Genomic DNA, 26,898 nt, shown 5'->3' on the forward strand with positions numbered 1-26,898 from the left:
GTCTGGTGTCTGGAGCTCCATAAGCTGAATAATTAACCAGTAGTTGATAGCAATTGAATAGCAATCTGTCCAAACCTGCTGTGTATACAATTGAATGAGGTATAGAAAACGCCTCGCGTATACTATCTTTGTTTTATGACAGAATTATTACAAGAGCCCAATAGAAGCAAAAAACATTCAAATTGATATTAGTTGCTGATTTTTAATGTTTTTTTGTTGGTGATGTTTATTTTATTTCTCTGTAATTAATCTGAAGCCTTGTGATTAAAGGTGAGCTTGGTAGTTTTAAATATTACTTATCATTAATTAATGGTGTTCTTTTTAAATTTAAATTCATTTGGATTCTAATTGTTTTTGTTAATATCGGTTTTCTATTTTAATATAATCATGGCTTATAGAAATGGTATTTAAAGACAGGGTTGAATTGTTTTTTTTTGATTATATTGTTAAGCGGTCATTGTATTTTATATTAATTGGGCGAGGTGATGAGTTTAATTAAATTATAATATAATGGTTTTCTAATATAATGAATATTTGGTTCTTAATTAATAAACTTGTCATGTAAACTTATTATGCAACTTCTGTCATTTGTTCTGTCAGGGCTTCATTTTCTGGCTGGTGATCATTTCTATTGCATGCTGTGCAGTTATCTTCAGATAAATGGACAATGGCATAACCAAGGCTCATATAGATACAGCGTTCGATATCAGTTTGCTCTCCGCGGATGGCATCAAAAATGCTGCTAAGTCCCTGTAATGGTGAGATTATTGGTCCTATGTGTTTGACTGCTTTAACAAATTCTGTCTCATGATGAATCGCATAAACCCAAGATGTAAAGAATGCATCTGGTGAGGTGAAAATCAGCGGGCGTGTGATGATTTCCAAGAACATAGGCTTTAGTTCAGCAATCAAATCTGCTTTCAGTTTAAAGTGGGCATTGATACCTGAACGGGTGATTCCGACTTTTTTCGCAATTGTCCCAAAAGTTAAATTTTCAAAACCTTCATTCATCGCAATATCGAATGATATGTCGACAATTCTGCGTCGGGTTTCTGCAGCGACAGCTTGGCTTACTCTAGGCATTTTTATTATTGAATGATCTCTTAATAGTGGTCGCCATAATAGCAGCATTTAGTTATGGATCCAGTGACTTTGTCATTTAATCAGATCTGATCATACCTGTTGTCTGATTATTCGGTTTTAATATTTGGATATTTAATGAATGGTATCCGATAAATTTAAAATAAAAGATGTCGCATTAATGTATCTTTTTAGGTTCAGCTTCTCCTTTTGTGACGTTGTCACTCTGTAAGCTGTTATTTACACTTTAAAAGCTATATTTTTCAGTCATGTTTAACATGGCTGTGGTACTTCGCCTATCTGTGCGAGAAGAAGGCCTCTTCAATGGTTGGTTAGCGATGGTAGGTTTAAAGAGGCCTTTTGTACCAATAGCGGACGCTAGCTTCGCGTAATGTCGGTACTAACATCCCGAAGGAATGCAATAGAAAGTGTATTGAACTGGTTTAGAGTAAAAAACCTAATTGTTGTTTTTATAGACAGTTGATGTAGAGGATAAGAAAGTAAAAGCGCCAGTAGTAGCTACTAGCGCTGTTATCTGACCTTAACTTGGTTTATCGATACGAACTATTTCAACGAAAAAACAGCTGACTGAACGGGTTCAGTAAGGTTGCAAGCCCTGAAGTGAAATGTAGTGGTGCGTCAAGCAGTGTCAGGCACAGGCAATCCTGATTTTCCTCAGTCTTAGGTGAGTGCTTGTTTTCTCTTGTTTGCACAATGAAGTCCCCCGGGTAATAAGTCGCCTGTTCATCACAGAACTTGCCTGCCAGAACCAGGGTAATCTCCTGTCCTTGATGAGTGTGTTGAGGCAGCGAGCTGTTACTATCCATATAAATGAAGTTCATTTTGCTTTCACCGCCGGTCGTGACATGGGCACGTTTGATATTACCCGGTAGGTGGGTCCAGGGACCTATTTGGTCTTCGTGGCGTTGCAGCGCTCTGGGGAGCTTGAATGACTTGTTATTGATCGTCAATACAGCCTCCTGCTGCTCAGGCTGATAATCGACACCTTCATTTTGAGGAGCTTCTTTATGACGAAGAATTTGATCTAGCATGTTATTTAGTTCATCAGATAAGGGCTCTGAGGGAGAAAGTGCTAACTCCCTAGCTTGTGCTGTTTCAATATCAGTAACTTGTTGTCGGCAGTCTGCACAGAGTTCAATATGAGCACTCAGCATGATGCTTGAAGCAGGATCCAACTCACCTGCAACATGTTTTGCCAGAGTTTCCGCTGTCGGGTGAAATTGAATGCTAGTCATCGAGTGCCTCCTTCATTTTCTGTAGCGCAAGTCGAAGCCGACTTTTAACAGTGCCCAGCGGGACATCAAGGGCATCGGCCACATCCTGATGTGAAGCGCCCTGTAAACAAATCATACGAACAACTACCGCCTGAGTAGACGGCAGGGTATTAATTAAGTCATGAAGCTCTTTGCTGACAATAGAATGAAACTCTTTGGGAAGTTTGTCGGAATCGGTCTCTTCACACAGAACAGGCCAGAGGTCATCGCCCTGAACCCAGTCATTCTGATGCTTTGTTTTCCTCAGGAGATCAAATTTTACATTCCTTGCAACAGAATAAATCCATGTCAAAGCAGCACCTTTAGATTCGTCATAAAGGCTGGCTTTCAACCAGATTTTTAACATGGTCTCCTGCACAATTTCCATTGCCATGGTTTCATCTCTGAGCTGTTTACGAGAGTAATTAAGCAGCTTGGGCGCAATCAGAACAAAGAGCTTTTCGTAACTTTTCTTACAGCGATCATTAGCAATGTTATAAAGCAGTACTGCCAGGTCAGGTTTTGGCAAGGCTTCGTTGAGCATGGGCTTCTTTGCGTTTCCGGTGTTAAGGCATTGGTTTGTCTTAATCATGGTTCTACTGCAAGCATGGGATCCATAATCAGTTAACGCAATAGTTGTGCTAGGCGATCACTTTGATTAATGATTTTTTTCAAATATCTGAGACAAACATCCGGGGAAGAATGCCTGAGAAGCTTTTGTTTGGTCTTTAAAGGCAATGGCAACAGCTCCAGCCAGCGCCAGCATAACCAGCATGGGTTATCGAAATCGGCTTCGAATGCATTTGGGGGCGATGCTAAAGTTGAGGCTTTGTAATTGCTCTCATGATGGTGTTCAAGTAAGAGCGCTTTCAATTTTGCAGCCAGCAAATTTGTTGATGGCTCTATTTGTTCTGTCCTCCATAGAGGGAGAGGTTTTGCTTTGATGTGATGGTGTTGTGGTGTGGTCGAACTGATTACCCCTAGACTATCAACAATGATATCAACCCGAATTTGGTCAGTTGATAGCCAGTCAATTTCGACAATTCGGGCATAAGATACGATGTCACCCTGAGCAGCAGCCACTTTGCCATCACTATCTTGCATTAATAACCAGAGGCCACCAGTTTTAGTTGCATCGCGGATTGTGTTGACAAAAATAAGCCCATCTCCCCTGATTTGCCATTGAATTCCGGGAAAGTAATGCTCAGTAGTTATCAAGAAGGGCAACAATACTGGTTGTAACTCGGGTATATGCACACTTTTCTCCTATAGGTTGTTTCTTAAACATACGGACCAAATTAGAGATCAGATGACCCAACTTTAATTTTCAATCAAAAGGTTGTTTTACTGACAACGCTGTAAATAAAATCTATACCGTGCTGATCGGTTCTACTTTTAGCGTCGTAATTACCCTCAACTGATGATGAGAAGAAAGAGGGTGTTCAAATGCAAATCAAATCGGTGGTATTAGCTTTAGGCTCTGCGATTTTTATAACAGGTTGCCCATTGTTAGAAGATGATGATTCACAAATCCGGGTTACACATGCCAGTAGTGATGCTCCTGAAGTTGCAGTGAAACTTAATGGTGGAATTGTTGAAGGTCTTGAAAAAGTTGATTATCAGGTTGGCAGTGGATTGATTGAACTTGAGTCAGGTGCGTATGACATTGCTGTTGATGCGCTGTTACCGGGAGATACCAGTTCGGAAGTGATTAGTACTAATCTCGATTTCTCGCCTGATATGCAATATGACATTATCGCAGTAAATAGTGCCGCCAATATTGAAGCTGTCGTTCTTTCCCGTGAAGATATAGCCCCTGCTTCGGATGAAGTAAGGTTGGATGTCCTTCATGCTCACCCTGGTGTTGGTGCCGTTGATATTTATCTGACAACAGCAGATGAACTGACTGATGAAGCACCTGCTGTCAGTGGACTGGCATTTAAAGTCGATGCGACTGAACTGCCCGTTAGTATTCCATCTGGTAAGTATCGAATTCGAATCACACTCAACGGTGATGATGACAAAACAGTTGCTTTCGACAGTGGTGAAATGGATTTGGTCGGTGGTAGTGATTTGATGATTACTGCGGTTCCGAATGTTGACGGCGGCGCTGTTTCACCAGTTAATCTGTTGGTGGCTGACGGCACTGAAGTTAATGTATTACGAAATAGTGAAGAACAGTCTGGTGTCCGTGTTGTTCACGCTGTTGATGATGCACCTGAAGTGGATGTGCTGGCTTCTGATGCAGCTGTTGATGGCCTTACAAATATTGCTTTTACCCAATTTCGTAGTCTCGATTTAGCTCCTGGAAGTTATGACTTAAGCGTTGCGGCGTCTTCTGACAATAGTCTGGTTGTGATTGATGCACCCGGAACTGAATTTGTCGCAGGTACTACCACTAGTATTTACGCGGTCGGTAAACTAAACGATATTGCAACATCTACTATCGAACCTCTGATTATTCCCGAAGATCTTCGCTCCGTAGCGCTTTACGCCAAGCTGAGAGTGGTGCATGCCAGTGTGACGGCCGGTGATCTTGGACTAGTAGATATTCATGCTTCGGCAGACGGTGTTTATGATGAAACGACAGCTGTACTAAAAGGCGTTGATTTTAAAGATACCGCTACCTTGATTGTTTCGGCCGGCACCTATTCTCTGGCTGTGATTCTTGCAAGTGACGATACTTTTATACCTGCTGTTGAAGCGGTGGCAACCGTTGAAGATGGCGGTGTATATTCTGCTGTTGCTACAGATAACACCGGCGGTGGTTTCTTACTGACTTTAAACGAAGATAATACCGCGCCGACGCCATAATTATTTGATTATGTTATGAGCCAACCCTTGCCAGCCGTATGGCTGGCTTTTTTTATGTTTTTAACTTGTAACTGAGTAATTATTCAGTTACGTTTCGAACAATTATCATACAAAGTAAACGATTACCGGGCAGGGGGAACATGCACCAAGAGCGACGTGCCGACTTTATTCTGGTTTTAACCACCATGCTGGCTGCTGCTGGCTGGATTTTTTCAAAAGAAGCGATTCAGGGCCTGCCGCCATTTGGCTTTATTGGTCTGCGCTTTGTGTTGGCATCAATTTGCCTGTTGCCGTTTTGCTATCGTTATTTCAGGCAAGTAGACAGAACAGATGTCTTAAAGGCGATGGGGGTTGGTTCCCTGTTGGGATCGGCGCTTTTGCTGTGGATTTATGCGATTTCTGTCAGCGATACGCTTGGAGAAGGGGCGTTCATCATGAGTTTGTCGATGCTGTTTGTACCTCTTGTTGCCTGGCCGTTGTTTAAGCAGTCGCCACCAAGATTATTCTGGCTGTCATTACCGATGGCAGTTGCTGGTTTGATGATGTTGTCACTGGGTGGTGCAAATGGCTGGCAGCAATCGCCAAGCCAAATATGGTTCCTTGGATCAGCTGTGATGCTAGCGCTGCATTTTAACTTCAACAGTAAGTACGCAAGGCGGATTCCGACGTTACTGCTCACTTGTATGCAGCTTTCTGTTATTGGTGTGATGGGGCTGGTGGCGTCGATGTTGACAGAAACCTGGCCAGAAACTGTGGGTTCGACAACCTGGGTATGGTTTTCTCTGAGTGTGCTTATTGCGACCAGTCTTCGCTATGTAATGCAAACGGCCGGACAGAAGCATAGCTCGCCAGCCAACGCGGCAATTATTATGATCCTGGAGCCAGTCTGGACAGTGGTTTTGAGCGTTATCTGGTATGCCGAGCAGATGCCGATGCACAAGTTGAGCGGATGTATGATGATTCTGATGGCGCTGTTGATATACCGTGGTGGTCCTTTCCTGATACGACGCCTGGCTAAAGCTTATTCATGATCTCAATCCGAGTGTTGGTATTCATGGGAACTAAAGGCCAAGGTTTCGGCCTTTAGTGGGAGGATAATCAAATCACCGCATTTGCAATAATAATGTCTTGTGATGCGATACCGGTAAAGTCGGCAACAGTAACCCGATTTTTCTGATAGCGGTTTGGGTTGTTCAGGTAAGTTCCGAATTCAATCGTTTTGCGTTTAATTTCAGGGTGATTCTTATCGTTGTATAAATACTGTAACTCACCCTGGGTCGAACACTGAATCAGGCTGTCTGCAAGAATAAACTCAGCATTTTTAATTACTGATTCGTCAAGCTCTTGTTTCTCCTTGGTATCACAACCAAAAGCATTGATATGAGCATTGGCTTTTAGCCACTCATACTTTATATAACCTGCTTTAGCAGGAGTAACCGTCGTAATTACATCGCACTGTTTGCATAGTGACTCGACAGAGTCGCAGCGTGATATGGTGATATTATGTTCAGCAAGTTTATTTTGTAGTGTGTTGATGTTGTCTTCACTGATGTCATATACAAAAATATGTTCAATTGATAACGCATTGCATGTATAAATTGCCTGGTAATATCCTTGAATACCACACCCGATAATACCGAATGAAACTTCTGGTATGTTGCCTACTATTTCTTTTGCAAGCATACCTCCGGCAGCCGCTGTGCGGTGATCTGTTAGGATGCCTTCATCATTTAATAAATATTCCGGAAAGCCCGTTTCGCTATTAATAAGCATGATGCAACCGTACGAATTAGGTAGGCCAATCTTATAATTAGTATAGCTACCGGATGCAATTTTAATTGCGGCATAGTGTTGCTTTTTGCCGATACCATATTTGATATGAAGTTCACCATTAGGTAATGGCATATGACCGACAGGAGGAATTTCAAAATCATTATTTGAATAGTCAATGTATGACTGTTTCATCATCTCCATGACATCGTTCATGCTTGGTAGTTTCGCTGTAATTTCGTTTTTGTTTAAGCTAATCATTTGGCCACCATCTGCATTGCTTTATCGAACATTTCATCTGTAACGTTGCCCCCACAGATGACGATGCAAACCTGCTTACCTTTAAATTGCACTCTACTTTTGATCAGGCTGGCGACAGATACACCGGCGGCACCTTCAATAATCATGTTATGACTGTCTTTGATAAGCTGCATCGCATCAGCAATTTCAGTTTCAGTGACAGTCACTGTTTGATCAACAACTGCGGTACAGATTGGCAAGGTGATACTACCTGGCTCAATACCCCCGGCAGTGCCGTCGGAAAGCGTGTCTTGCTCAGGCACTTCAACAATTTGACCTTTTTCCATGCAGACTTTCATCGCAGGTGCATTTTCCGGGAAGGCTCCAATAAGCTGAAGCTCCGGATTGATAGACTTTGTTGTCAGGCCGATTCCGCTGATCAGACCGCCGCCACCGACACTGACGATAATGGTGTCTATATCGCTATTTTGAGTAAGAATCTCTTGTCCAATAGTGCCCTGGCCGGCAATGATATCTTCGTGATTATAAGGGCTGATATAAGTTTCACCGGTTTCTTTGGCTGTATTAAGAGCAACGTGCTCAGCGTAATCGGCACTGCCATCTACCTTTACGATTTCTGCGCCAAATTTAGCAATTTTATTTTCTTTTTTATTACTGATTTTCTGGGGGACATAGATCTTAACCGGAATGTTTAATGCTTTTGCTGCTGCCGCAGTTCCGGCGCCATGGTTCCCTGAACTTGCGGTTAAAACACCGTTGTTCTTATCATTGTTATTTAAGTTCAACAGTGCGCTGGTAGCTCCCCTTATTTTAAAGCTTCCTGTGGTTTGTAGGTTTTCACATTTTAAATATACATCGCATTCGCACAATTCTGATAATACGTTTGAGTACATTAATGGCGTTTTATTTACACCTTTTTTTGTATAAAAACCGTTTTTATTTAGTGTTAGTGATTTTTGTAATATTTGGCTGAATTTATTCATCAGGTTTTGCCTCGTTAATTATCCTGATGATTAAAATAAAAGAGTCGATAAATAAGTGCATTAACAATTGTTAAGATGAGGGGGGCTTTATTTTCTAAAAGATATGCACTTAAGTTAAAGATGCTGTAAGGATGATGTTTTTTTATAAAGAGAGCCCAGAGAGGGGCTACAATCAGAAGTAGATATCCAATCGTGTCTTACAATTATTCTCATTTCCTGAACCTATCATTTCGTCATACGGGCTGATCATTTCAAAAATGGCATGACTGAGGCCAAGGCTTTTAAGGTGACATTTTGCTTCATCGAGAGAGCGGGTTAATAGGGTTTGATGTTGCTCGTTTTCCAGATGATAGAAATTACCTTTGTTATCTTCAGCGCCGACAAGGTAATGAGTAGCATCTGCGGTATTGAGGATTGTTGGGCTGAACCGACGGCTTTTTAACATCAACAACAATTTTTCCTGAGTCATAGGATGTCCTTACTTTTTAAACTTCAAGATTAATACGAATGACTTCGTTGCGGGGATCAAAAGGAAAGTGGTAGGAGAGGTCAATATAGGTGAAAGCCAGCCTGAAGATGAATGTGAATCAAAGGCTGGCTTATTTGGGGGGAGGCGAGAAAATCAGCTCTCTTTCAGGTAGGCACACAGGAACTGAGCGACCGCCATTTCGATTGCGATCTTCTTTGCATCTTCTTTCGCAGGTGGAACATGAACCAGCACCTGAGGCCAGAACAGGGTTGATTTCAGAGCTCCGATGAACTGTTCAGAGGCGATTTTTGGATCGGCGACATCAAGCTTTCCCGCTTCAATCCCGGCTTCAATCCATTTGGTTAGTCCTTGTCCGCCTTCAAGTTGCTTAACTTTATCCAGCATAATGGTAGCTGACGCTCCTGAGCGCATACACTCCGAGAGTACCATGCGTGCCAGAGACACAAAGTTAGGGCAACACAACAAGGTTGCTTCTCTCTCTGCGATTTCTACCAATTGCGCTTTGATTGATTTTTCAGGCTCAAACGGAATTGCACTGAATGTCTGCACATACGATAGCATGCGTTCAATAATCACACTGAATAGGCTCTCCTTCGTCGGGTAGTACTTGTACAGTGTGCGTTTTGAAACCTCGGCTTTTTTCGAAATGGCTTCCATACTCGCCTGTTCCAGTCCCTTGTCCTGAAAAATTTCAATTGCAGCAAGGATAATATTTTCCTGTTTAATTTCAGCGACTTTAACCATTTGTATCCTAATGATGAATTTTAAAGTAAACGATCGTGTTTACTTTTGGAAAAAGAAGGTTATCATCAAAAGTATACACCGTCGTTTACTTTTGAGGCTAGTCATAAAATGAACACAACTCATAAAGCATCTCTGGTGGCATTAGCCAGTGCACTGGGTCTTGCCTTGTGTGGTAGTGGCAATGTCGAGGGCGATCATGTTCGCAGTGAGGAAATTCGACAGGAACGTATCGCCAAATCTCCCCAGTTTGTTGATGGGAAAGTTGTGTCACATTTACCGAAAGTAGACATGGGTGAAGGTATGCTGTCGATGATGTGGAAATTTTTCATTAATCGCGCTCAGTATAAGCCGCAGCAGCGCCTTCAGTATCAGGCCGTTGATACTTATTTGCTTGAAGAACCAAGTCAATCGTTGCGGGTGACCTGGCTGGGGCATTCGTCGTTGTTTCTTGAAGCGGATAAAACCCGGATGCTGATTGACCCGGTTTTTGATTATGCAGCACCGGCTCCCTTTGCCAACTGGTTCCAGCGTAATGTGGATGCGCCGGTGAGTCGCGATGATTTGCCATTGCCTGATGTGATTATCATTTCTCACGATCATTATGATCATTTGGAAGAAAGTACCGCGCGCTATTACGCCGATAAAGATGTGAAATTCTTTGTTCCGCTGGGTGTAGGTCGCCATCTTGAAAAATGGGGTGTTAAACCGACAAACATTGAAGAGTTTGATTGGTGGGAAAGCCAGAAGATCAATTCGGTGACCATTACTGCCGCACCGGCCAACCATAACTCAGGCCGTAGCTTGTTTGACAGTAATACTACCTTGTGGGCGTCATGGGCAATTCAGGCCGATGCCGGAAGTATTTTTTATAGCGGTGACTCAGCCTATGGTGAGCACTTTAAGGAAATTGGTGAGCGTTTAGGCCCGTTCGATGTGTCTTTCCTCGAAGTGGCGGCGGACATGAAAAATGGTCGGGGGTATCCGGTTGAAGGCTGGGGACATATGCAGGCTTCTCACACCATGCAAGCGCACTTGGATTTGAGAGCAGATAAATTGTTCCCGGTTCACTGGTCTACTTATGAGCTGTTCCTGCATCACTGGGACGATCCGGTGAATGATTTGGTAGCTGAAGCGGAAACTAACCATGCTGATTTGGTTACTCCACTGGTTGGTGAGTCTGTTGATTTCTCGCAGTCTGTCAGGACAACATACTGGTGGCAAAGCGATGTCGACTGGCTGGACTTTTCGAAGTTAGCCAAGGCTGAAGCCGCTTACCAGGCAGAGCAATAATCAATAATGACGTGGGGAGCCAATGTGCTCCCCATTTCTATTTCTAGTACTTTTACTGGCTCATCATCAAACTCTCGTTGGGAGTTTCTTCCTAAAGCATATTTTTCAATTATTCCAGAAAGTGAGCTTGCAAGAAAACTGTCACTTTCTTCTACTCATTTCCTTCTAAGATTAAATGGTTATGTCACAATGGGGGAATTTGCGTGAAAATCCTGTTTATTTGCCGTCACAATTCTTGCCGTAGCATTCTTGCTGAAGCAATAGCAAAGCGCTTTTTGCCTGATCGCTTTGAGGTTCGCAGTGCCGGAAGTGAACCGTTGGGCGAGCTTCATCCTTATATCTCAAATTATATCGAAGCGATGGGACTGTTTCCTTGTGATTTTCGAAGTAAATCCTGGGAAGAGCTGACTGACTACCATCCGGATATTGTGATTTCAGTTTGTGACCAACAGCATGGAGAAGCCTGCCCGAACTGGTTAGCGGATGGCATCAGGGTTAACTGGGATATCAATAACCCGCTGGAAGATAGTGTCAGCCAGCAGGAGTTTGATGAGCTGTGCCACAAGGCATCGGCCTCATTGAAACAGCGGATTGATAAACTGAGTGGCTATTATTTTGAAAATATGGAGCGGGATGAAATTATACGGGCTTTGGAGAACCTGCACGACAGGTAACTTTACAAGTGTGGTACTCAACTGCCAACTATGTTCATCTGAATACTGAGATGATTTCAAGTACGTAATTGCATTGACCTCCATGCATGACTAACAAAACGGATTTAATAATGACAATGAATAAGCTCGAAGGCGTTTTGACGTTTTTGCGAGCTGCTGAGCAATTAAAAAATACGATGCGCAGTGCCTATACCTCTGAGGGCAGACAAGAAAGCACAGCTGAACACACTTGGCGTCTGTGCTTGATGGTTATGATGTTCGAGCATGATTTTCTGGACATCGATTTTACCCGGTTACTGAAAATGTGCATTATTCATGATTTGGGGGAAGCAATCAGTGGTGATATTCCGGCAATCGAACAAGTACCGGGGCAGGATAAAGCACAGCAGGAAAGACTGGACTTGCAACAATTGATAGAGCCGTTGCCCGGGTATCTTCAACAGGACATTTTGTCACTGTGGGATGAATATGAGCAGGCATCTTCACCTGAAGCAAAATTGGCAAAGGCAATGGATAAGCTGGAAACACTGCTACAACATACGCAAGGAGATAATCCGGAGTCATTTAATTACGGATTCAACCTTATGTATGGCAGGAAATATACAGATAGCTACGAACTGACAGCCCAAATTCGTCAGTTGCTGGATGTTGAAACTGAAAAGCTAGCCAGAAGCAACGATACAATGCCAGAGGTTGGATAATACGCCCATCAATCTGTTTGCCACTGATAGGTGGTTGTAACTAATCGCCAGTCTCTTGTTTGTTAAAGGGCTTACCAGATTAAAGGGCTAAGCTAAAACAAATTAAACAAACATTGTTAGCGAGAGGCTGGTATGAAGATTTTACTTATCGGGGCGACAGGAACTATCGGTAAGGCGGTGGCGACGCGCCTTGGGGCTGAACATGAAGTGATTGCCGCCGGTTATACCGAGGGAGATGTGCAGGTCGATTTGGCCGATGCTGACTCCATCAAAGCCATGTTTGAGCTGGTAGGCAAAGTGGATGCAATTATCTCAACAGCCGGTCAGGCAAGGTTCGCTCCTTTTAACGCATTGAGTGATGATGATTACCTGTTGGGCCTGGAAAATAAACTGATGGGGCAGGTGAATTTAGTTCGCTATGGAGCTGATTACGTTAAGCTTGGTGGCTCTATTACTCTGACTTCGGGAGTATTGTCACGTAAGCCTATGGCGGGAAGTGCTTCGATCAGTATGGTTAATGGTGCGCTGGAAAGTTTTGTCCGTGCTGCCGCATTGGAGCTACATCAACTAAGATTAAATGTTGTAGCACCAGTTTTCGTTAAGGAAACTATGGCTATGATGGGATTGGATACAGAAAGTGGTGTGTCTGCCGCAGATACCGCAATTGCCTATGAGGTAGCGGTAAATGGTGAAATGCACGGCGAGACATTAGACATCACTGACTATATCTGATTGAACACTCGCTATTTGTTTAGACATTTTCTTTTTTGCCCGACCCTCGCTGGTTGGGCGTTGTTTTTTAGCTTAGTGAACTGAACTGACGAATGGTTTGACACCGAAAATGCATTAGCTCATTATAAATCCACGATTTATGTGAAACATCTTCTGAAGCAGGTACCTGAGTATGGCAATTTCTGCCTTTCATTCTGGCGTCAACATGATTAACCAGTCTCAAAGCATGGTGACTTCTGCTGCAAAAGATATTCAGCAATCGACCCTTCCATCGGATAATCCGGTTTCACAAAACCAAAGCTCAAATCTGGCATTATCTTCGGCCCCCTCTGCCGTCAATTCTCTTTCATCTGATGAAACTATTACCAAAGCCGCAACAGATCTGTTGCAAGCAAAAACTTATAATCAGGCCGGAGTGAATGTTGTACGCCGGGCCGATGAAATGGCAGGTACTTTGCTGGATATAAAGGTTTGACCTCTGCCTGGTTCTCTTAAAATTCTTTGTATCCTTTCATTCCCTCACCGTAAGTATTGATTTGTCAAAATAGTGCTAGTTATTGAGATATAAGAGTTAATTAGAAGGCAAATTAGTCCTTAACACGGATTTTCCCTCTCATATGTCAGACATGCGAGCATTAACGCATTGCTATCGTCAACGATAAAGAGGCGCACATCGCCTTATTAATAACAACGTCTTTATTTGGCTAGTTATGGAGTGTTTATTATGAATACTTCGACGTACTTGCTGTTGGCTGTAACGTTGACAATGATGGTTGCCTGTCGGGCAGATACAGAAGATGGATTTGGAGGCGAGGCTGACGCTGCTTCAGTGTCAGATACTGATATACCGGTTGAGGCACCGCCGGCTCCAACAGAACAGCCCCCGGTTTCTTCTGAACCACCTGCATCAGAACCGGCACCCGTACCCACGCCCGACCCTCCGGCTGAGGAGCCCGAGCCCAGAGTCGATATTGATGGTTTGCCGTTGCCGGATTTAAGTGTGAGTCATGACTATGAAGCTTATCTTGAAGCCCGGCCAGAATATTACACATCACAGAATTCACCGTTTGGTAATGTAGATACTCAGGATAATACGCCGTTTGCTAATCCGGTGAAGAACAACGGAGCGAACTTGGGACGGATTTTGTTTTACGATGTTCGTTTGTCGGCAAATAATACAAAGGCTTGTGCATCATGCCATATTCAAAAGCATGGTTTTACCGATCCTGAGGTGTTTAGTACTGGGTTTGAGGGCGGTAAAACAGGTCGACATTCAATGAGTTTGAGTAATGCAACCTATTATTCGCCAAAGAGTTTCTTTTGGGATGAGCGCGCCGCCACCCTGGAAGATCAGGTGCTAATGCCGATTCAGGATCCGGTCGAAATGGGCATGAACCTGTTTGATTTGGAAGTAAAATTGGCCGAGACTAGCTTTTATGCTGACTTGTTTACTCAGGCTTTTGGCGATGAGGCGATAACCAGTCAGCGCATTTCGCTGGCTTTGGCACAGTTTATTCGTTCTATGGTGACTTACCAGTCGAAATACGATCAGGCGTTTGTTGCCGGAGAGTGGGATAACCCAAATTTTGAAGCCGTCTTTACAGAGCAAGAGATGCTGGGTCACAAGTTGTTCTCAGGCTTTCCGGAAGGCCCTCGAAGCTCTCTCGGATGTATCGCCTGTCATCAGACATCAGCGCATACCTCTGATCGCTCTCATATTAACGGCCTTGATGCCGATACCAGCAGTGACCCTGGGGCAGGGGGCGGTTTCTTCAAGTCGCCGTCACTGAGAAACATTGCAGTCGGTGCACCATATATGCATGACGGTCGTTTCGCAACGTTGATGGATGTGGTTGAGTTTTACAACAGCGGGGTTCAGGCTCACCCGAATTTGAGCCCGGATCTGAGAGATTCAAGAGGACGGCCAGTGCGGTTTAACTTATCGCAAGAAGATAAAGAGGCGCTGGTGGCTTTTATGGAGACTCTGACGGATGAAACGTTCTTAACCAATCCGATTTTTGCCAATCCGTTTCCGGAGCCGGTTTCTGAATCAGACAACGATACTGATTCGGCAGAAGGTGCAGAGTTGGGAAATTAATGACGAGGCAAGTAAAAAGAAGCCAGCACTTGCTGGCTTCTTTTGATACAAATTATCCCCCCCAGCTTTTGCTTCCTGAGGAACTTTTGCTCCAGCTGGATTTGGCTGAGACGGAAGAGCCGAAACCACCACGGGAGATAGTGCGGCTTACTGTTGGTTTTGGTTTTAAGTGATCTTTACTGACACTGACTTTGGTTTTTTTATAACGGCTGCTGCCATAGTCGTAACCGTCAGCAGTGATCCAGCGATCATAAAAAATACTGCCCCTGTAGTATGAACTGAACATCGGCTGTGAATAGTAGCCGCGGTTGCTGTCCATCAAGCGGCCGAACATAAAGCCAGCCATTGCTGGCATGAACCAGTTATTTTGTGTCCGCATACAGGTGTTGTTACCGAATTCGGCTTCACAGTCATATTCGCGCTGGTATTTAGGCGCGGTTCGCTCAGCTTCAGTCAGCGCAAACTGGTAGGCAGCCCGACATTCCTGGCTGTAGTTCGGGTTATCATCGATACAGTCATTCAGGGAGTGATAAATTGTCCCTTCATGTTTATCGCTGCAGCCAGTCAGAAATGCGCCTGCAAAGGCGACAGAAATCGGAGCTACCGAGAAAGTGCGCCAGTTTTTGCGCATACTCGGCAGAACAACTTTCTTGCTTCGTTTCATGCGCAGGCTCCTAGTAGGTCATGCAGGCGGCGTTAAGCAGGCCGACTGATACCGATGTTGCAGCCATCAGAATACCAGCCGGGATTTCTCCGGCCTCAATACGTTCGACAATTTTTGGCATAAAACCAAAACGTACAATGTAGAAAGCAATAAGCTGGGCAATAAGTGCGATAATACCCCATAGTGCGAAGTCAATCAGGTTGACTGAGTTGCTTGCCGCGCCAGCAATTGCAAGGCAGTAGCCAAGAATAGAACCAGCCAAACCAATAGCCGCTGCAGTATTTTGCTGGTCTTTTACCAGCTTCCATTCGTCATGCGGTGTAAAACGTACGTAAATAATTTTGAATAGCAGTAAAAAGGCCAAAGAAAGTGCAAAATAAAGCAAAAATGCACCAAGGCCTGCAAGTGAATCTGAAAGAACTTCCATGGGGTTCCTTATTAAAGTTGAATTATCCAATCAGTTTAAAATCTGTCGGGGTTAGATTGATGCCAGTGCTGATTGCAAGGCATCGTTCCGCGCGGTTATTCGTTATTTTTTCTTCCCCGGCGACCATCAGTGATTCTGCAATATCGTTACCCACATCACGCTCGTAAATCATGACAAACTGATCAGTTTCGCTGATATTGCCGTTTTCCAGCCAGGTTTTCTCAGTCATGGCGACCGGACGGGAGTTGTCCCACACTTTTTCAAAGCGCTGACCTTCAAGTTCCCAGGATGGTTGAACAATTTTATTTTCCAATAAATGATTCCATTCACTGTTGTTATCAACCGGTTTGCTGTCATAAAAATAAAATAGCTTCACTTCGCTGACATCGGCTTCACCAGTACCGTGGGTTAACACCTGTACAAAGCCGTCATCATCGGTGTAATAACGAAGCAGGCGGGTTTGTTCATCAAGGCAGACTTCGCCGACAGCTTTGATCAGCTGGGTACGAGCAGCTCCTTCAATGATCAGATCCGGCTCAATCAGGCGAAGTTTCAGATCATCAAGTTCAAATGCTCCGCCTAGCCTTAATCCCAGAATTTCCGGACTGAGCGGTTTTTCCGGGGCTGGTTTCTTTTTCTTAAACCAATCAAACATAGTGACTCCTGAATATCGGGTTCAGCGGTTTTACCAGTTAAAAGTTGTGACTCGTTCGTCGGAAATATAGAAGAGCTTACTGCCTGGTGGCACCTCACGATCCAGAGATGGATTCAGCTCAACACCGTTACCCACATCAACAGCAATAAGCGTGGCTTCATAGTCTCGCTTGAAGGCCGCAAACAAGGCCTCAATGGTGGTTTTCTGTGCATTATCGGGATAGTTCACCGAGTACTGCGTCATGCCCTCAGTGGTACTGAGAAGTTCATGGTGAAGCTCGCTGGAGCCGGGGTCGACTGCCGCTTTTGCCAGCATTTCAACCGCTACAGAAGGGATACATTCAGCATTCGGGCAGTGCTGTTTCAACAACTGGCTTAATGCATCATCCTTAAAGTAGGCCAACAGATGGGCATCGGGATTTTTGTTGGCACAAAACAGAGCCGCTGACAGGGTAATGTCATCTTCTGGGTTATCAATAAGGATGCAACTTGCGTGTCCAATTCCCGCTCTTTTCATGCCCTCCTGATCGGTAAAGCTGGTTACCCGGACAAATTCAATTTCACCCGGCAGAGGGTTTTCCATTTCGGGGCGAACACACAAAACGATTTTACGTCGCTTCTTTTCTTCATGTTGCAGCATTTTGATCAGATGCAAAGTACGCTGCTCGTTCCAGCCCAGAATTAAAATATGGTTGTTCACTTTGAGACTCCGTTTTCCCATCAGGCCACTTCTCCAATAACGAAGAAAGAGGCTGGCAACACGTCCTATAGCCATGGCAAATAAGCCAAGGCCGCCTGGGATCACAAACAGGGATACTACCCATTTGCCAAATACTGTCGTTGGCGACATATCGCCATAGCCAACAGTCGAGGCAGTTACAAACAGGTAATAGATGAAATCAGTAAGGGAACTCGTTAGCTCTTTTTCTCCCGCTAACGCCAGTAAAAGCCAGCTGATTGCGCCATAAGCAAGCAAGGTAAGCAGGAGATTCCTGCTATTAAGCTGACTGAAATTCCTGACAGCCCATCGTTGGAAGAGGAGCCATAGTGTCATTCGTACCTCCGTTGCTTACCTGCCTGTAATTTAACGATAAAGCGCAAACGGGCTTTATTTGCCCAGAATTCTTGCCAGTTCATCTTCTGCAGACGATTTTGGTGATGTAATACCGGCTTCTGCCAGCTTCTTATCAAGGCTGCTGCCGGATTGTTCTTCAGTCATTTCTGCGGCTGCTTCAAGCTGAGCGGCTTTTTCCGCCTGACGTTGTTTAATACGCTCCAGAGACTCAACTGCCGTATGCATTTTAGTGTTGGCACCGACATTGGTAGCCGAAACCGCAGACTGTGCTTTTTGTACGGCTTCATTCGCTTTAACAACATCAACCTGCTGTTCAAGCTGGCGCAGTTTGTCTTTCGCTTGCGCGATGTTGGTGCGCATGGTTTGTTCGGATTTAATGAACTGATCCAGGTAGGTTTGCTCAGCCTGCTGTTCATTGCGCAGGTTGGCAACCTTCTGAGCACATTCAAGTGCAAGCTCTTGCTGACCTTTTTCCATCGCAGTACGTGCGTGGCCTTCGTATTCATCGATACTGCTGTTGAAAGCATCAACTTTCTGTTGAGACAGCTTGCGCTTGGCTACAATACTAACCAGTGCTTCATCTGAACGACGAAGTTCTTGCTTCGCTTCACGGATCTCCTGATCAAGGATTCTCAGCGCCTGATTGTCTGCGATAGTTTCAGCTGCCTCGTTTGCTCCACCTTTGATTGCGGTGAATAGTTTTTTCCAGACACTCATTATGCGTTCTCCGTTAGGTATTCCTGGTATAGTTCGATAAAGGCTTCAACATTGCGGAACAGAGTCGCAACCTCAATAAGAATGCTCTCTTCTTTTGATTGTGAAGACAGTGAGCCAAAAGCAACGTAATAGCTTTCACCGTTGATTTCGTTAATGCCAACAGTCGAAAGCGGGAACATTTTATGTGTACGCAGGATTAGATCATTCAGCGCAGTGTTATCGTTTACCTGCTGGTGAGGGAAAAGCAGTACCTCAACCAGAATCTGTTCACCGGCTACGGCCAGATAGGCTTCAATATTATCTTCATTGCGAATAACAAGAGTGTGATCTTGCTGAGTTACCTGCCAGCCATCGTGTGCAGACAGAACCGGAAGCAGATCATTTAATTGCCATGTCATAGTCATACCTTCATGATTTAGTGAGAGGACTAATGAAAAAGTATCACTATATTATGGGGTTAATCGAATAAATTACTATCAGAGTTTGGTAAATTGTTCACTCTTTTGTGAGCTGTTGGGAGGGTTTTGCATTTTATTTCACAGGGCCGCGTTGAACAGCAGCCCGAAAGATTCTGCTTTGGGCCGAACATGTAGACTTAGGAAGTGACAATCATGCTACAGCTTCGCCCCAGTAATCTTGGCAGATCGTACTCTTTAACTGGCGTTCCTAATTTGTCTTCGATTAACTGTTCAAGCTTGATCCAACTCTCTAATGCCTTCTGTGACGTGATATCGCAAGACAGGTTAGTAATCAAAAGTAGTAGTACAGCCTTGAATTCAGGTTTTTGGTTCGCAGCTTCAAAGGATTCGATGAAGGCTTCACGGCTGCTGAAATCCAGAGAAGTTAGGATCGTATCGAAGAGCTTTCCATCCAGAACTGAAAGAAACTCTTCTTTTTTATTGAAATGGTTCAGTATCCCGCCACGTGAAAGACCTGTTATCGATTGAATACGGCTATAGGTCATCTTCTCATAACCGATTTGGGGGTCCAACAAGCAGCTGATAACTGCATCTGTTATTTTCTGACGTGTTTTTTGTGACTCTTCCGGAGTAACTCTGGCCATAATATATTTCCTTTGTAAGGGGAGGTGGCCTAATGAAGGTGTTGACTTTGATTATTATACCGATTGTATGACGGTATAATATGGTGTGGTTGACTGTATAAAATCGCAACTGATTATTTTTGATTTTATAAATAGATAGTGTGAGTAAAGGCTGAGGTGTCGTGGTAGAGGAAGGTGTTTTACGGGAAATAAGGAAAGAGGCGCCGACAGTAAAAGGAGACAATCTGATGAATGACTGCCGGCGCCAGATTGAGGGATTCACCCTCGGGGGATTAGCCTTTCAGACCTTCGCTGATTAGCAGGTAACCGCGGTTGCGTTTGGTATCCATGGTTGCCATAGCATCAAACAGTTGATCGCTGTCTACCCAAACCCAGTCTGCTTTAGCGTTAGATACATCCATGATCAGGAATGAATCTGAAGCTTTATCGTATGCGCCAACTGGAGAGTAGTGGCCAGAGCCCGGTTGGTTCAGGGTCTTACGTGAATAGTTCACAACCACGTACTGGTTCTTGGTTTCCAGCGCATGGACCAGCTCTGCTTTCATTTCAGCTTTATGATCCAGGTTATCAACGAAAACAGTTTTCACTTTCAGCTGGTTTGATGTCAGCAAATCGGTCATTTGATCAAGCTGAAGGCCATAGTCATGTCCTGCGCCTTCGGTTACCGGTTGGCCCATGATCTGCAGGCGGGTTTTCTGACCGTGGCCTAAAACTGTGTTCTGGGTGTAACGCTCGTAGAACGGACTCCACTCACCTTGTGGGAAGTAAGTACGGTCTTCCGGCGCGATCAAGGACTCGTCCAGAGGGATGTCAGTTACATTCTGACGTACACGCAACGCATTCAGAACAATCGAGGTTGATGCGACGCCGCAGTATACTTTGTTGTCCTGTGCATCATAGAAGTTAGCCAGCTTGAAGAAGTCTTTTTTGAACTGAGATTGCTCAAGACGGGTGATACCTTCGTCACTTGACCAGTTGATCACATCAGCAAACGCTGCAGTAGTCGGGGCAACAGCCAGGGCTAGGGTAAGTAATGATGTTTTCAGCATTGTTTTCATAGTTAACCTTTTTACACTAATCGTTGTTCGGCAATTCGGCATAGCATCGTCACACCCAGCGGGATGATGCTGTCGTCAAAATCAAAATCGCAGGTATGGAGGTTGGTTCCTTTCGAACCAATCATGAAGAAGCAGGCACCAACACTGTCGTCTTTCTTGAAAAACGCCATGTCTTCACCGCCCGGACTCGGCTCAACATTGGTATCCAGCATATCTGCACCGACGGTTTGTTTGGCAACTTCAATCACACAGTCAGTCTGCTCATGTGTATTAACCGTTGCTGGGCACAGCACTTCAAATTCTACTTCGGCTTCTGCGTTGTAAGCTTCGGCAATAGAGCTGGCTAGCAGCTGCATTTTGTGGCGCATGGTGTCGCCGACTTCACGTTGGTAGTAGCGAATGGTGCCACCGGCTTCCGCCGATTCAGGAATGGAGTTAAAGACTTCGCCACTCATGATTTTCGTTACGGCCAGTACACCCATTTCAGAGCACGGAACGCATTCAGAGACAATGGACTGCCATGCAGTGATGATTTTGGCTGAAATTGTAATCGGGTTGACACATTTGTGCGGCACGCTTGAGTGACCGCTGCAACCTCTGATAACTAAGCTGAACTTCTCGCCGGCACCGGTAATTGGGCCATAGCGAAGGGAAATCGTGTTGTCCGGCAGACGTGGCATATTATGGAAGCCGTAAACTTCATCAAACGGATATTTCTCAAATACGCCGTCTTTCATCATGGCTTTAGCACCAGCACCGATCTCTTCGGCCGGTTGGAAAAGGAAGATGATGCGACCACGGAAATTTCTGTTTTCAGAGTAGTAACGGGCAGTTGCCAGCAGCATTGCCATATGACCGTCATGCCCGCAGGCATGGGATTTCCCCGGGTTTTGTGAAGCATATGGCTTACCGGTTTGATCCTGCATCGGTAATGCATCCATGTCAGCTCGGTAGGCAATGGTTCGACCTTCGCCCAATGTACCGTCGATGATACCGACAACCCCGGTCTGTCCGAAGCAGCGATCGATTCTGATAGCCCAGGATTCAAGCTTGTTCGCGACATATTGAGATGTGTTGTGAAGCTCAAATCCTACTTCAGGCATACTGTGCAGCGTTTGACGCCACTCGGTAATTTCCTGATGCCATTCATTAACAATTTCAATAGTGTTCATCATCTGTTATGTCCGGGTAGTAGCCGGGATTTCATAGCCCCGGCTGAGGTTTACAAGTTGATTAAGCGTTTGCTGCAGATGGTTCTGTTTGGCTTTCAGCTGCTCGCTTACGGGCAATAAAGTAAAGAGGAGAAATCAGTACCATTGCGCCAAGGCCAACCAGAATCTTGGTGATGCTCTGGTCTGCCAGCAGCCATAGGCAGATACAAACACCGACTACCGGGATAACAGGGCCAAACGGTACTTTGAAGTTTTTCTTGGTGCTTTCGTCGTTGGCGAAGCGTTTACGGAATTTCAGGATAGCGATACAAGTCGGGATGTACTGCGCAAAGCGGGTAACAACACTCAGCATCGCCAGTGTAGTGAATGAGCCAGACAGTGCGATAGGAATAGTAACCAGACCTGAAGCCAGGATAGCTACTGTCGGAATGCCTTTTTCATTCTTACGGCCGAATACCGCAGGGATCATTTTGTCGTCAGCCAGAGGCAGCAGGGCACGAGGAATGTGGAATGATGCCGCAACGTTGATACCAGCAATTGAAATGATTGAGCCGATGGTGATCATGTAGAAGCCAACATCACCGAATGCTACTTTTGCAGCGTCTGCCAGCGGTACTGATGAATTAGCAATATCAGGACCAAGGATACCAACAGATACCGCCATCACAGCAGCGTAGAAGATGGTTACAGCAAGGATAACGATAATGATAGCAAGCGGCAGGTTACGCTTTGGATTGTCCATATCTTCAGCGGCTGTACCGAAAGTTTCGAAACCGGTAAATGCGTAGAAGCAAAGAATCAGTGCAGAACCCAGAGTTTCAAAAGACAGCGAATACTGTGCAGGTTCAGCGGTAGCTTCTGCAGCAGAGAAAGTAGGAATGATATTTTCCGGGTTAATGAACCAGATACCGCCAACGATCAGAACGACCAGTGGTACCATTTTGGCAAGGGTAGAAATGTTGTTAACCAGTTTAGCAGCACCAACACCAGCCAGGTTCAGGATGGTTAGTGAACCGACAATGCCAATGATGATAATGTTGCGCAGCATTTGGTTATCTTCAAAACTGAACGTATTGGCAAGGATATTAGTCAGAGCTACGGCCATTACCCCCCAGGCGATACATTGCATCATCCATTTCAGGAAGCCGACTTCAAAACCAGCAAATGAACCAAAGGCTTCTTTAGTATAAACATAAGCTGCACCATTCTGGCTGAAATAACCGGATGCTTCAGCAAAGCAAAATGCAATTGTAGCGACAATAACCGCAGTAATAAGAATCAGCGCTACAGACCAGTCACCTGCTAATTGATATAGAGAGCTTGGTAGCAAGAATATTCCAGAGCCAATAATAGAGTTAAATCCGAGTAAGACTATACTCGCGAGTCCTAATTTTTGTTTCGTCATGATACGACCTACTTTTGCGTTCCAATACAGAATTTTTGCACTAGGGAGCCGCCGAAATTATTTCGGTTTAATTAAATCTGTTCTCAAAAATCTTATGAATATTTGTATAGATAGTTGAAGTAATTATTTCCTGGTGCTTTTATTTTTATTTCGAATGGAGAATACGCTTTCTATAGGAGAAAAAAATTTCAAATTTTCTTTGCTGGTGGGTATTGGTGGAAATTTTTTCTAGTAAGTTGAGGTATGCATAAAATGATTTTTACCAATTGATCTTAAATATGTTTTTGTTCGCAAAGCACCCTGAAAACTGTGATTTGATTCAAATTTAGCTAATTAAAAAAGGGTTTATTGATGCTAATACCCATATGAAAAATATGGGCTTAATCACATATTTAGTATTTTCTCTATAAGAGGTAAATAAAGCCCGGTTTGTAACTATCTTATTAATAGCTAAATGGAATAGTTGAGCAACTACTTTATAGCTAAATAAAAACAGCTCGGTTTGAAAGTGAACTTTAAAGCAGAATTAAAAATACCTGTTTAATGCTTAAATAGTGTTAATTAATAATCAGAAGGGGAGACTGTGGTAATTTATAAATTTAAAGCTGGTGGTTTATTGGAATAATCCAATTTGAGTTTACTAATGGGGTGCTGACAGCTACTTCATTTAAGAACTTGAGTGAAGTTATTTTTCCAAAAGGAGATTGTAAAGAGGAGGAGCTGGAGAGAAATCATGAATATGAACAAGAAATAAAAAAGCCTGCACAAAGGCAGGCTTTTAATAGAAACCAGAGCTATTAAGCAGAAACTGCAATAACTTCAATTTCTACTTTTGCATCCAGAGGAAGACGAGCTACTTCTACGCAGCTGCGAGCTGGGCATTGGTCGCCAAAGAATGCGCCGTATACTTCGTTCACTGTTGCAAAGTCATTAAGATCTTTTACGAATACGGTTGCTTTAACGATGTCTGCTTTAGTCAGGCCTGCTGCATTCACAATCGCTTCAACGTTCGCCAGAGACTGTTTTGCCTGCTCTGCTACGTCTTCAGGCATTTTGCCTGTTTCTGGGTTGATCGGTAGCTGGCCAGAAGTGATAAGCATGTTACCGAATTTCTTTGCCTGTACATATGGACCAACAGCTGCTGGTGCTTTTTCTGTGTTGATTGTATCTACCATGGTGTCCCACTTTGGATTTATATGTTTGTTCCACAATTTCACGATCATCACAGGCCGGATATCAGCCACTCTGTCCTTGCCCTGAAAAGGTGGAACAGACAATAACCATGAATAACTTATGGATTAATTTACGCCTAATGTAAGGGAAATCCTTCGCTTTAATTGCTTTAAATTTCTGTATATGTAGGAAAATTTTCTCCTCCTGGCTTTATGAAGGAATGAGTTGTTAGCTTGGTCACACTTTCGAAGACAGCGAGTCTGTCAGCTGAAATAGATGTATATGAAGCAAAACGGAAAGCAGAAGAATAACCTGGCAGAACTGTAACTGAGTGATTGCAGAGGGGGAGTATGGATAAGAAGTCGGTGAAGCTAAACGGCGTCATGAGGCTGTTCAGGTGGAATTCTACTTGGTTAAAAGCAATGGAGTTGATTTAAGCTACAGAGAGGCTGTCAGGTGCTGTAATGGCGATTAGCGGGCAGAAAAAAGCCAGGCATTTGCCTGGCTTAAGAATTTAAAGGGTTGCTTAGCTATGAATTAGCTCAACAGCTCTTTTGCAGTGTTCACTACGTTTTCAGTTGTGAAACCGAACATCTTGAACAGCTCGCCTGCTGGTGCAGATTCACCGAAGGTAGTCATACCGATGATACGGCCGCCGAAACCAACGTACTTGTACCAGAAGTCAGCAATGCCTGCTTCGATAGCAATACGTGCAGTTACGTCTGATGGCAGTACCGCTTCACGGTAAGCTGCATCTTGCTTGTCGAACAGGTCAGTAGCTGGCATCGAAACAACGCGAACCTTGCGGCCTTCAGCTGTTAGCTGTGCGTATGCTTCAGTTGCTAGTTCTACTTCAGAACCTGTAGCGATCAGGATTAGCTCTGGCTTGCCTTCACAGTCTTTCAGGATGTAGCCACCCTTCGCGATATCAGCAACTTGTGCTTCTGTACGCTCTTGCTGTGCCAGGTTCTGGCGAGAGAAGATCAGTGATGTTGGACCGTCTTTACGTTCGATAGCAAATTTCCAAGCTACAGCAGATTCAACCTGGTCACATGGACGCCATGTGCTCATGTTAGGAGTCAGGCGTAGTGAAGAGATTTGCTCTACAGGTTGGTGAGTCGGGCCATCTTCACCCAGACCGATTGAATCGTGAGTGTAAACCTGAATGTTCTGCACTTTCATTAGCGCAGCCATACGCATTGCGTTACGTGCGTATTCCATGAACATTAGGAAAGTTGCGCCGTATGGTACGAAGCCACCGTGAAGGGCAATACCGTTCATGATCGCAGTCATACCGAATTCACGTACACCGTAGTGGATGTAGTTACCAGAGAAGTCGTTTGTTTCAAGCGCTTTAGAACCAGACCACATGGTTAGGTTTGATGGCGCAAGGTCAGCTGAACCGCCCATGAATTCTGGAAGTAGCTTACCGAATGCTTCTAGTGCATTTTGAGATGCTTTACGTGAAGCGATGTTAGCTGGGTTAGCTTGAAGATCTGCAATGATAGCATTTGCTTTTTCTTCCCACTCTGCAGGAAGTTCGCCAGATGTACGGCGTTTGAATTCAGCTGCTAGCTCTGGGTGTGCTGCTGCGTAAGCGGCAAACTTCTCATCCCATGCTGCTTCTTTAGCTGCGCCTGCTTCTTTCGCATCCCACTCTGCAGCTACGTTTGCAGGGATTTCGAATGGACCGTGGTTCCAGCCTAGGAATTCACGAGCTGCTGCAATTTCTTCAGCGCCTAGTGGAGCACCGTGGCAGTCGTGAGAACCAGCTTTGTTTGGAGAACCGAAGCCGATGATTGTTTTACAGCAGATTAGCGTTGGTTTGCCAGTTTCAGCTTTAGCAGCTTCGATTGCCGCGTTGATAGCTTCTGGATCGTGACCGTCAACTGCTGGAATTACGTGCCAGCCGTAAGCTTCGAAACGCTTAGGCGTGTCGTCAGAGAACCAGCCTTCAACTTCACCGTCGATAGAGATGCCGTTGTCATCCCAGAAAGCAACTAGTTTGCCCAGACCTAGCGTACCAGCCAGAGAACATGCTTCGTGAGAGATACCTTCCATCATACAGCCGTCACCAAGGAACGCGTATGTGAAGTGATCAACGATGTCGTGACCTTCGCGGTTGAACTGGTCAGCCATTGCTTTTTCAGCAATCGCCATACCAACAGCGTTAGTAATACCCTGGCCTAGTGGACCAGTTGTTGTTTCAACACCTGGTGCGTAACCGTATTCTGGGTGGCCTGGTGTTTTTGAGTGAAGTTGACGGAAGTTCTTCAGATCATCGATTGATAGTTCGTAACCTGTTAGGTGCAGCAGAGAGTAGATCAGCATTGAACCGTGGCCGTTAGATAGAATAAAACGGTCGCGATCAGCCCACTCAGGGTTTTGTGGGTTGTGGTTCATGTGGCTACGCCATAATACTTCAGCGATGTCTGCCATGCCCATAGGTGCACCTGGGTGACCTGAGTTTGCCTGCTGTACACCATCCATGCTCAGGGCGCGGATTGCATTTGCTAACACTTTACGTTCCATATTGGTTTCCACTATAGAATATTTTTGAATCGAAAAAGGAAGAAAGC

28 protein-coding genes are annotated in these 26,898 nt (G+C 44.5%); 8 read left to right on the top strand and 20 right to left on the bottom strand.

Annotated features, from left to right (window positions below):
- Window positions 1-570 precede the first annotated feature (570 nt).
- The 4 genes from C942_RS09865 to C942_RS09880 form a co-directional block, all read right to left on the bottom strand.
- Window positions 571-1,131 carry a TetR/AcrR family transcriptional regulator gene (locus tag C942_RS09865; RefSeq protein WP_083882332.1) on the bottom strand — a complete coding sequence of 187 codons (561 nt, stop codon included), beginning with the start codon at window positions 1,129-1,131 and terminating at the stop codon, window positions 571-573.
- A gap of 518 nt (window positions 1,132-1,649) precedes the next feature.
- On the bottom strand, window positions 1,650-2,336 hold the full coding sequence (locus C942_RS09870; protein WP_007465232.1) for a ChrR family anti-sigma-E factor: 687 nt from the start codon (window positions 2,334-2,336) through the stop codon (window positions 1,650-1,652).
- Window positions 2,329-2,946, bottom strand: coding sequence for a sigma-70 family RNA polymerase sigma factor (locus C942_RS09875; RefSeq protein ID WP_232428161.1), 618 nt, complete (start codon window positions 2,944-2,946; stop codon window positions 2,329-2,331). Before C942_RS09875 ends, C942_RS09870 begins: the two co-directional genes overlap by 8 nt.
- 32 nt (window positions 2,947-2,978) lie before the next feature.
- The gene (locus tag C942_RS09880) at window positions 2,979-3,611 is read right to left on the bottom strand and encodes a hypothetical protein (protein ID WP_036799544.1); all 633 of its coding nucleotides are present in this window, start codon (window positions 3,609-3,611) and stop codon (window positions 2,979-2,981) included.
- A gap of 189 nt (window positions 3,612-3,800) precedes the next feature.
- On the opposite strand from C942_RS09880, the gene C942_RS09885 reads away from it, so the two are divergent.
- Entirely contained in the window at window positions 3,801-5,168 is a 1,368-nt protein-coding gene (locus C942_RS09885) for a DUF4397 domain-containing protein (protein WP_007465235.1), read from the top strand.
- Between the two features lie 140 nt (window positions 5,169-5,308).
- The gene (locus tag C942_RS09890; protein WP_007465237.1) at window positions 5,309-6,199 is read left to right on the top strand and encodes a DMT family transporter; all 891 of its coding nucleotides are present in this window, start codon (window positions 5,309-5,311) and stop codon (window positions 6,197-6,199) included.
- A 67-nt stretch (window positions 6,200-6,266) separates the two neighbouring features.
- Here C942_RS09890 and C942_RS09895 read toward each other — a convergent pair whose 3' ends face one another.
- The 4 genes from C942_RS09895 to C942_RS09910 form a co-directional block, all read right to left on the bottom strand.
- Window positions 6,267-7,199 carry an ornithine cyclodeaminase family protein gene (locus tag C942_RS09895; RefSeq protein ID WP_007465238.1) on the bottom strand — a complete coding sequence of 311 codons (933 nt, stop codon included), beginning with the start codon at window positions 7,197-7,199 and terminating at the stop codon, window positions 6,267-6,269.
- Window positions 7,196-8,182 (bottom strand): threonine/serine dehydratase, encoded by a 987-nt coding sequence (locus C942_RS09900; RefSeq protein ID WP_036799547.1) that lies wholly within the window; start codon window positions 8,180-8,182, stop codon window positions 7,196-7,198. The genes C942_RS09895 and C942_RS09900 overlap by 4 nt, the downstream gene beginning before the upstream one ends.
- Window positions 8,183-8,354: 172 nt before the next feature.
- Window positions 8,355-8,651 (bottom strand): DUF6482 family protein, encoded by a 297-nt coding sequence (locus C942_RS09905; RefSeq protein WP_007465240.1) that lies wholly within the window; start codon window positions 8,649-8,651, stop codon window positions 8,355-8,357.
- Window positions 8,652-8,804: 153 nt separating this feature from the next.
- Window positions 8,805-9,416, bottom strand: a complete 612-nt coding sequence (locus C942_RS09910; RefSeq protein ID WP_007465241.1) for a TetR/AcrR family transcriptional regulator — start codon at window positions 9,414-9,416, stop codon at window positions 8,805-8,807.
- A gap of 108 nt (window positions 9,417-9,524) precedes the next feature.
- On the opposite strand from C942_RS09910, the gene C942_RS09915 reads away from it, so the two are divergent.
- From C942_RS09915 to C942_RS09940, 6 genes are all read left to right on the top strand, one after another.
- Window positions 9,525-10,706, top strand: coding sequence for an MBL fold metallo-hydrolase (locus C942_RS09915; RefSeq protein ID WP_007465242.1), 1,182 nt, complete (start codon window positions 9,525-9,527; stop codon window positions 10,704-10,706).
- A gap of 203 nt (window positions 10,707-10,909) precedes the next feature.
- The gene (locus tag C942_RS09920) at window positions 10,910-11,380 is read left to right on the top strand and encodes an arsenate reductase ArsC (protein WP_007465243.1); all 471 of its coding nucleotides are present in this window, start codon (window positions 10,910-10,912) and stop codon (window positions 11,378-11,380) included.
- 110 nt (window positions 11,381-11,490) lie between these two features.
- Window positions 11,491-12,081, top strand: coding sequence for an HD domain-containing protein (locus tag C942_RS09925; RefSeq protein WP_007465244.1), 591 nt, complete (start codon window positions 11,491-11,493; stop codon window positions 12,079-12,081).
- Window positions 12,082-12,213: 132 nt separating this feature from the next.
- Window positions 12,214-12,813 carry a short chain dehydrogenase gene (locus C942_RS09930; protein ID WP_007465245.1) on the top strand — a complete coding sequence of 200 codons (600 nt, stop codon included), beginning with the start codon at window positions 12,214-12,216 and terminating at the stop codon, window positions 12,811-12,813.
- Between the two features lie 172 nt (window positions 12,814-12,985).
- Entirely contained in the window at window positions 12,986-13,288 is a 303-nt protein-coding gene (locus tag C942_RS09935; protein ID WP_007465246.1) for a hypothetical protein, read from the top strand.
- 249 nt (window positions 13,289-13,537) lie between these two features.
- Window positions 13,538-14,911, top strand: a complete 1,374-nt coding sequence (locus C942_RS09940; RefSeq protein WP_232428162.1) for a cytochrome-c peroxidase — start codon at window positions 13,538-13,540, stop codon at window positions 14,909-14,911.
- Window positions 14,912-14,963: 52 nt separating this feature from the next.
- Here the strand turns inward: C942_RS09940 and C942_RS09945 are convergent, their stop codons facing one another.
- From C942_RS09945 to tkt, 12 genes are all read right to left on the bottom strand, one after another.
- Window positions 14,964-15,575: a DUF1190 family protein gene (locus tag C942_RS09945; protein ID WP_007465249.1), complete on the bottom strand. Its 612-nt coding sequence runs from the start codon at window positions 15,573-15,575 to the stop codon at window positions 14,964-14,966.
- 10 nt (window positions 15,576-15,585) lie between these two features.
- Entirely contained in the window at window positions 15,586-16,002 is a 417-nt protein-coding gene (locus C942_RS09950; RefSeq protein WP_007465251.1) for a DUF350 domain-containing protein, read from the bottom strand.
- A gap of 22 nt (window positions 16,003-16,024) precedes the next feature.
- Complete coding sequence (locus C942_RS09955) at window positions 16,025-16,657, bottom strand: YjfK family protein (protein ID WP_007465253.1); 633 nt, start codon at window positions 16,655-16,657, stop codon at window positions 16,025-16,027.
- A gap of 30 nt (window positions 16,658-16,687) precedes the next feature.
- On the bottom strand, window positions 16,688-17,710 hold the full coding sequence (locus C942_RS09960) for a potassium channel family protein (protein ID WP_036799551.1): 1,023 nt from the start codon (window positions 17,708-17,710) through the stop codon (window positions 16,688-16,690).
- A 54-nt stretch (window positions 17,711-17,764) separates the two neighbouring features.
- Window positions 17,765-18,448 (bottom strand): PspA/IM30 family protein, encoded by a 684-nt coding sequence (locus tag C942_RS09965; protein ID WP_007465257.1) that lies wholly within the window; start codon window positions 18,446-18,448, stop codon window positions 17,765-17,767.
- Window positions 18,448-18,846 (bottom strand): DUF2170 family protein, encoded by a 399-nt coding sequence (locus C942_RS09970; protein WP_007465259.1) that lies wholly within the window; start codon window positions 18,844-18,846, stop codon window positions 18,448-18,450. The genes C942_RS09965 and C942_RS09970 overlap by 1 nt, the downstream gene beginning before the upstream one ends.
- A 197-nt stretch (window positions 18,847-19,043) precedes the next feature.
- A complete protein-coding gene (locus C942_RS09975) occupies window positions 19,044-19,511 on the bottom strand; it encodes a TetR/AcrR family transcriptional regulator (RefSeq protein ID WP_007465261.1) in 468 nt (155 codons plus the stop codon).
- A gap of 272 nt (window positions 19,512-19,783) precedes the next feature.
- On the bottom strand, window positions 19,784-20,569 hold the full coding sequence (locus tag C942_RS09980; protein WP_007465264.1) for a phytochelatin synthase family protein: 786 nt from the start codon (window positions 20,567-20,569) through the stop codon (window positions 19,784-19,786).
- Window positions 20,570-20,580: 11 nt separating this feature from the next.
- Window positions 20,581-21,744, bottom strand: a complete 1,164-nt coding sequence (locus C942_RS09985; protein ID WP_007465266.1) for an amidohydrolase — start codon at window positions 21,742-21,744, stop codon at window positions 20,581-20,583.
- Window positions 21,745-21,802: 58 nt separating this feature from the next.
- Entirely contained in the window at window positions 21,803-23,146 is a 1,344-nt protein-coding gene (locus tag C942_RS09990) for an APC family permease (RefSeq protein ID WP_036799555.1), read from the bottom strand.
- Between the two features lie 797 nt (window positions 23,147-23,943).
- Window positions 23,944-24,321 carry a RidA family protein gene (locus C942_RS09995; RefSeq protein ID WP_036799557.1) on the bottom strand — a complete coding sequence of 126 codons (378 nt, stop codon included), beginning with the start codon at window positions 24,319-24,321 and terminating at the stop codon, window positions 23,944-23,946.
- 535 nt (window positions 24,322-24,856) lie between these two features.
- Complete coding sequence (tkt, locus tag C942_RS10000; RefSeq protein WP_007465271.1) at window positions 24,857-26,851, bottom strand: transketolase; 1,995 nt, start codon at window positions 26,849-26,851, stop codon at window positions 24,857-24,859.
- Window positions 26,852-26,898 lie beyond the last annotated feature (47 nt).

It is taken from the genome of Photobacterium marinum, from assembly GCF_000331515.1.
Taxonomy (GTDB): Bacteria; Pseudomonadota; Gammaproteobacteria; order Enterobacterales; family Vibrionaceae; genus Photobacterium; species Photobacterium marinum.